Consider the following 6,977-nt stretch of genomic DNA (forward strand, 5'->3'; position numbering starts at 1 on the left):
CATTATCCATTATCCATTATCCATTAATGAACTATCCTAATATCCATCTTCTCTACTTCCATCAATATATAGTAATCCTAAATTGGTTGTGACAATTTTTATAATATTTAATTTGAGCTGAAAACCTTGAAAATTATGAATCCTGTACAGGTGATTTCCTACGAAATGCTCCACAAATGCAAATCGCTATTATTCCCAAAATATTACAACTTAAATAGGATTGCTATATTTAGCTCATAACTTTGGAACCTGCTGTAAGATAAACTATTAAGATAAAGCATCATTAAGAGGGTGTCTATAAAATAAATCTTAATAACTGTTGTAAGGTTGATTATTGGTTGGTTACGGCAAATCACACCAAACTATTAAGTTTAACTATTAATCTGTGCCTAATCCACTCTAAACAACGATTTAATATTTTATTTACAGGTACCCTATAAACCTCTAGTAAATTATCGATTTTCATTATGTACACAGAACCACAAGTAAACAACAATAGCAACTTTAATCACAACAATATTGTTGCCACAGAAAAGGTAAATAAATTACTACTCCAGTCAATTGATACTTTAGAAGAAATCCTTAAAAATCAACAGCTTCCGCCACAAGAACGAGCAACAGTAGCTTTAAAAATTCTAGAAATGACAGGTCTTTTGTCTCAACAAAATAATCAGTCACCAGCTACATTAGTATCTGAAGCTCAACAACAACTAAATCAACTACAGACAAATAATTTAGGAAAAAAAAAGTTTACTAAAGCGCCACCAAAAATAGAAGTAAAGCCTAAATTTTTATCTGCTAATTATGTAGAAATTACAAACTTTTTATTACCTGAAAACAATCAAAAAGCCATAGAAGAGGCTGTTCAAAAAAGAGACCAATATATTGAATCAACTACAACAACTAAAGCAGATAAATACCGCCAATCTTATGTACTATTTTCACAATACTTTCCCGAATTATCAGAACTTATTCAAAGCAAAATATTAGAAACATTGCCAGAAACATTAACCAAACTAAATTTTCGTCCCTTCGAGATATCAGAAATTGAAGTGCAACTAACGGCACATAATGATGGATGTTATTACAAAATTCATAATGATGCGGGTAGCGAAAAAACTGCCAGTCGAGAAATTACTTATGTTTATTATTTTTATCAAGAACCTAAAGCTTTTTCTGGGGGTGAACTGAGAATTTATGATACTGAATTGAAAGGTGGTGAAGCCATAAATCATCAGAATTATAAAACTATTACACCTGCTAATAACTCAATCGTCTTTTTTAACAGCCGTTGCCGACATGAAGTAATGCCTGTAGTTTGCCCTTCCAAAGCATTTGAACATAGTCGGTTTACTGTTAATGGTTGGATTAGAAGATTGGTGTCTTGAAGAAGGAGTCATATAATATCCAGTTGAACAGTTATTGTATAGTAGGGGAGCAGAGGAAATTTGCCATGAAAACTGTGAGGATAGATTTTTTCATTTCATGACATACTTGATCTATTTTACTTCAGTATAAATAATTTTTTTTGCCAGTTTTTTGCCAACTCAACCATCACACAATATTCCTACTGTATAAGAAGAAGGAATATTTTTTTCTGTTTGGCTAATTATTTAGATTTAGAGATTGTTTATATAAAATACAAAATATGATGCTATTTCTAAATTTCCTCATTCTCCCATGCAAATATTAACCTGTTATTCGGGGTTGATTTACAGTTGATGAGCCACTTATTGCAATAAGTATTACATACAACTTGAATATTTCTTATTCCGTAAATAAAAAAAAATTGATTTTGCGTAAAACCCAGCTTTTTACCTGAAGAATAATTTAGACAACCGTATGAGTTATTGAACAGCTAATAATTATTCTGATCTGATTCATATACATCGATTAGCCATGAATTAAAAATTTACCTATTCATATAACTGTACTTTTACTCATACCCTAATTTGTAATTAAAAAACTTATTATTCATAGGTGATTTATATGTACCATAAAATTGATTTTGTGCTATGGGCATTATTCATGGTATTAATCATTGGATTGCCGAATATGAAAATGAAAAATAATCTCGAAGTAAAATATTTTGATCAATTACTAGAAGAAATTTTTCATCAGTTTGTTAGTAATTCTAACGAAGATCCCCCTGTTCCCTATAAAGAAGGTACAAGCCGTGGTTAAATAAACTCGTTTTCCAATTTTCCTATAAAGTTATGTTTGCGCATTGAATTGAGAGGTTTATTATTAACAAGCTTTTAGGTACTTGATTTAAGCTAGGGAACAGCCAAAATGATTAGTAGGAGTGAAAGCCACTTGTTCTTTTAATCTCATCTAGTTTAAATGGAAAACCAATTTAATCTTTAATTATGGTATATTTAAGTATGATAATTAACAATAAAAATAGATTTAAAAAATGACAAACTTAGGAATGGAGAGAATGAGACTACAATCTCATAGTCAGATCAAAAGACTAATTGCATACCATCAACAAAAATTAAATTTATTAGCCAAAACTACTGACCGGAAAGCTACCTGCATTTATAACGCTCATTCTCCATTTTTGCTTTGTGCTGTAAATCCAACCGGAAATTGCAACCAATGTCATCATTATCAACCACAAAAATAGTTATTTAGATAATAATAATAATTGCCCAATAGGGTCAACTATATAATTACTGAACCAGGCTATCGCCTGGAGTAGTTGACAATTCCTTGATTATATGTTTAAAAACCAAGTTTTATTTTTAATTAGATAATTAAACTTTTCTTAAAGATAAGCTGTTAATATACCTTCGGTGCATTAAACATATATACAACTAGGAAGATTAATGACTGACCCAAAACTCCGAGCATTAGGTACTTATGAAACAGGACTTTTCGATGAGAGTGCTGCTGAAATTACAGCTTATGACCCAAATACACAAAGAGTATTTGTTGTCAATGCCAATAGTGCTACTATTGATGTATTAGACATTAGCGACCCCAGCAACCCGACTCTTATAAATCAAATAGATATTTCCCCTTTCGGTGCAGGTGCTAATAGTGTTGCAGTTAATGAGAATGGTGTTGTAGCAGTAGCAGTTGAAGCTAACGTCACACAAGACCCAGGTTCAGTCGTCTTCTTTAATGCTGATGGTGAGGAACTTGGTCAAGTGACTGTAGGTGCATTACCAGATATGCTGACCTTTACCTCGGATGGGACAAAGGTGTTAGTGGCAAATGAAGGAGAACCCAACGATGATTACACTAATGACCCAGAAGGTTCCGTTAGTATTATTGACATTTCTGGTGGAGTAGGAAGTTTAACTGATGCAGATGTCTCTACCGCAGACTTCTCTGCTTTCATTGGTCGGGAAGAGGAATTGCGTTCCCGTGGCGTGCGGATCTACGGACCTGGCTCAAATGCAGCTCAAGACCTAGAACCAGAATTTATCGCTGTTTCTCCTGATGACACCACAGCATTCGTCACTCTTCAAGAAAATAATGCTGTAGCAGTCGTAGATATTAACAATGAAGAAATTGTAGAAGTTCTACCATTGGGAGTAAAAGACTACAGTCGTGGCCTTCCTAACCTGACGCAATTTGAATTTTCTGATCTGCCAGTTTTAGGTACAACTGAAGGGGATCAAGAAATTATCCTAGGTGGTTTATCAGGATTATGGCTTGAGGGTGAAGACGAAAGCGGCAACCTACAATTTCTTACTGTACCAGACCGCGGACCTAATGGAGCACCCACAGATGTAGACGGTGATGGCGCTAATGAAAGACCATTTGCTTTGCCAGACTATCAAGCGAGAATTATTCGTTTTACATTAGATGAAGATAGTGGCGATATTGATATAACTGAACAAATTCCCTTAACCAGGCAAGATGGTACAACTCCCATTACTGGTTTACCTAATATTGAAGGAGTAGATGAAGAACCTGTAGACCTTTTTGGTGAACTCCTCCCATATGACCCCTTTGGTGCAGACATGGAAGGTATTGTCATCAATGATGGTACTTTCTGGACTGTAGACGAATATCGTCCTGCCATTTACCACTTTGATACTGATGGAACACTAATAGATCGCTTTGTACCTGAAGGAACAGCAGCACTAGCAGGAGAAGCAGTAGGAACTTTTGGTACAGAAACCCTACCAGAAGAATATTCTAACCGTCGTCGGAACCGTGGTTTTGAAGCTCTTGCTTTAGATACACAAGAAGGTATTCTTTACAGCTTTATTCAAACACCTCTAGCAAACCCTGATCGCGACACTTCAGACAATTCCAGTGTCATCCGAATGTTAGGTATTGACCCAAATACTGGAGAAGCTGTAGCAGAATATGTCTATCTCTTAGAAAAACCAACATTAGATCCGGATGACGGCAGTCAATTAGTTGATAAAATGGGAGATGCTGTCTACGATCCAGACACTGGTAAATTCTTTGTTGTAGAAAGAGATTCCTCTGTTACTGAAACAGGCAAAAAGTTTATCTTTGAAATAGACCTCACAGGCGCAACTAATTTACTTGCTGATGACGCGCCAAGTTTACCAGATGGTGAAACCCTAGAACAGCAAACTGCAGATGATTTAGCAGAATTAGGTATTCAAGCAGTTAATAAAGTTAAAGTAACTAACCTACCTTCCATTGGTTATATCGCTGGAGACAAAGTAGAAGGTCTATCATTACTACCAGATGGACGGTTAGCGGTACTGAATGATAATGACTTTGGTCTCCTAGATGAACAAATTGATAGTGATGGTAGTGTTCCTCTCAACCCCGAACCAGTACCAGTAGTTCTTGGTGTAATCGATTTCTCAACACTAAGTAACGAACTTGATCCTAGCGATGAAGATGGTGGAATTAATTTCAACAACTGGCCTGTTTTTGGTTTATTGCAACCAGATAGTATTGCTTCCTTTGATATAGAAGGTGAGACCTACTATGTTACAGCAGATGAAGGAGATGTCAGAACTTTTGACGCTCTTGACGAAGAAGCGCGGGTAGGAGATGACGAATATGTACTCGATCCCGATGTTTTTGATGTTGATGCACTTGAGGAGGATGCTGCTCTAGGTCGTTTGAGGGTGACAACGGAAGATGGTGATATTGATGGTGATGGCGACTACGAACAAATCTTTGCGAATGGTGGTCGCTCTTTTAGTGTTTGGGATCGTGCTGGTAACTTGGTTTTCAACAGTGGAGATGCTTTTGAAAAAATTACTGCACAGGAAATACCAGCTAATTTCAATTCTGACCGAGACGAAAATACTTTTGATACTCGTAGCGATAACTTTGGTCCTGAACCTGAAGCTATAGCTACAGGAGTTGTAGACGATACACCCTATGCTTTTATTGGTCTAGAACGCACAGGCGGAATTATGGTTTATGATGTTAGCAACCCTAATGAACCAAGTTTTGTGCAATACATCAATAACCGTGACTTCTCGGTTGAATTTGATACTGATGAAGATGGTGACCCAGATCCAACCCCAGAGCAACTATCAGCAGCAGGAGATTTAGGACCGGAAGGTTTTGTATTTATATCCCCAGAAGATAGTCCGAATGGAGAGGCGTTATTAGTAGTTGGTAATGAAATTAGTGGTACTACTACTGTTTATGAGTTTTCTGCAGACCAAAGTATAGGCGAAACTATTATAGGAACTTCAGGGGCTGATGACTTGCCAGGCACTACCGGAAATGATACTATCAGTGGTCTCGGCGGTAGCGATACTATTAATGGTGCTGCTGGGGACGATGAGATTAATGGCAACCGTGGTGATGACTATGTCAGTGGTGGTGATGGTAATGACCGTGTGAATGGTGGTTATGAAAACGATACTATTTTTGGTGGTAATGGAGATGATACCTTAATTGGTCGTCTGGGTAATGACCGGATGTTAGGAGGTAGCGGGGACGATACTCTTAGTGGTGGTCAAGGTCGCGATCGCCTTAATGGTGGTGCAGGTGATGATACCCTGACTGGTGGCGCAAGTATTGACCGCTTTATTTTTGCTGCTAATAGTGAATTTAGTCAAGCAGACTTAGGGGTAGATGAAATTACAGACTTTAATCCAGATAAAGATTTGATTCTACTTGACTTGACTACTTTCACAGAAATTACCACTGCTTCTGGTGGAACTTTAGGAGACGATTTTGATATCGTAGAAAATGATGGTGATGCTGCTACCAGTCAAGCTATTATTGTCTACAATTCCAATAATGGTGCTCTATTCTACAATGCTAATGGTAGTGGGAATGATTTTGGAGATGGTGGTCAGTTTGCCACTCTAAGTGATAACCCAACTATTACAGCGGATGATTTTGTCATCAGATAGGATTTCTATCTTGTTAGGACTTATACTGCTTAGAAGATGGGGAGATGAGGTAATAATGACCATTTTACAGATACTGTAGGGGTTTGGTCTCCAAACCCACTTCCAAATAGTAGTGTATTGTGGTTATTTTTGTTAAAAAGCATAACAGTACAAGATTCGGGTTAAATAGATCCGCCTGCAATCAAGCTAGGAAAACCCTGTAGATACCTTGAATACAAGGTATCTACAGGTTTATATATAATGGGTATATCTATACCGGGTTTGGTGCTACTTCTTCTTCCTCCTTCCTTCTTACCCAATTATTAATTATTAAATAATTCTGGTTTAAAGCCTCCCCTTTTAAGGGCAAAAAAGCGGTCGTTAGCGGAGCTTCCCGAAGGGTGGGATGCCGAGGTTTCCCGCTCTTAACAGAGCCGCGAACGCTTTTCATGTCGCGCAGCGAAACGGCATATCCAATCGACCAAGAGAGTGGTCGTTTGCGTTAGCGAAGCGGCTCTGCAAGAGGCAGTTCCTCTGTAAGAGGCAGCTCCTCTGTAAGAGGCAGCATTCTCTCAGGATGGGATGGCGAGGTCTCCCGCTCTTGCAGAGCCGCTTCACTTTTCATGTCGCGCAGCGTTAACGAAGTTGTGCGGAACGCTAAACGCCATATCC

Annotated in this window: 4 protein-coding genes; all 4 read left to right on the plus strand. The window is 37.6% G+C overall.

The features are described 5' to 3' along the window. Nucleotides 1–467 precede the first annotated feature (467 nt). The 4 genes from ACP6PL_RS17010 to ACP6PL_RS17025 all read left to right on the plus strand — a co-directional run bounded on the left by ACP6PL_RS17010 (nucleotide 468) and on the right by ACP6PL_RS17025 (nucleotide 6,326). Nucleotides 468–1,388, plus strand: coding sequence for a 2OG-Fe(II) oxygenase (locus ACP6PL_RS17010; RefSeq protein WP_426546448.1), 921 nt, complete (start codon nucleotides 468–470; stop codon nucleotides 1,386–1,388). A 601-nt stretch (nucleotides 1,389–1,989) separates the two neighbouring features. Further along, nucleotides 1,990–2,184, plus strand: a complete 195-nt coding sequence (locus ACP6PL_RS17015) for a hypothetical protein (protein WP_426546449.1) — start codon at nucleotides 1,990–1,992, stop codon at nucleotides 2,182–2,184. Between the two features lie 232 nt (nucleotides 2,185–2,416). Then, the gene (locus ACP6PL_RS17020; RefSeq protein WP_426546450.1) at nucleotides 2,417–2,629 is read left to right on the plus strand and encodes a DUF6464 family protein; all 213 of its coding nucleotides are present in this window, start codon (nucleotides 2,417–2,419) and stop codon (nucleotides 2,627–2,629) included. A gap of 202 nt (nucleotides 2,630–2,831) precedes the next feature. After that, nucleotides 2,832–6,326: a choice-of-anchor I family protein gene (locus ACP6PL_RS17025; protein WP_426546451.1), complete on the plus strand. Its 3,495-nt coding sequence runs from the start codon at nucleotides 2,832–2,834 to the stop codon at nucleotides 6,324–6,326. Nucleotides 6,327–6,977: the final 651 nt, after the last annotated feature.

Origin of the sequence: Dapis purpurea BLCC-M126 (assembly GCF_050015975.1) — a bacterium.
Classification (GTDB): domain Bacteria; phylum Cyanobacteriota; class Cyanobacteriia; order Cyanobacteriales; family Microcoleaceae; genus Trichodesmium.

Coding starts and splice junctions, on each gene's coding strand:
- ACP6PL_RS17025 (WP_426546451.1), top strand. CDS start 2,832: ATGACTGACCCAAAACTCCGAGCATTAGGTACTTATGAAACAGGACTT.
- ACP6PL_RS17010 (WP_426546448.1), top strand. CDS start 468: ATGTACACAGAACCACAAGTAAACAACAATAGCAACTTTAATCACAAC.
- ACP6PL_RS17020 (WP_426546450.1), top strand. CDS start 2,417: ATGACAAACTTAGGAATGGAGAGAATGAGACTACAATCTCATAGTCAG.
- ACP6PL_RS17015 (WP_426546449.1), top strand. CDS start 1,990: ATGTACCATAAAATTGATTTTGTGCTATGGGCATTATTCATGGTATTA.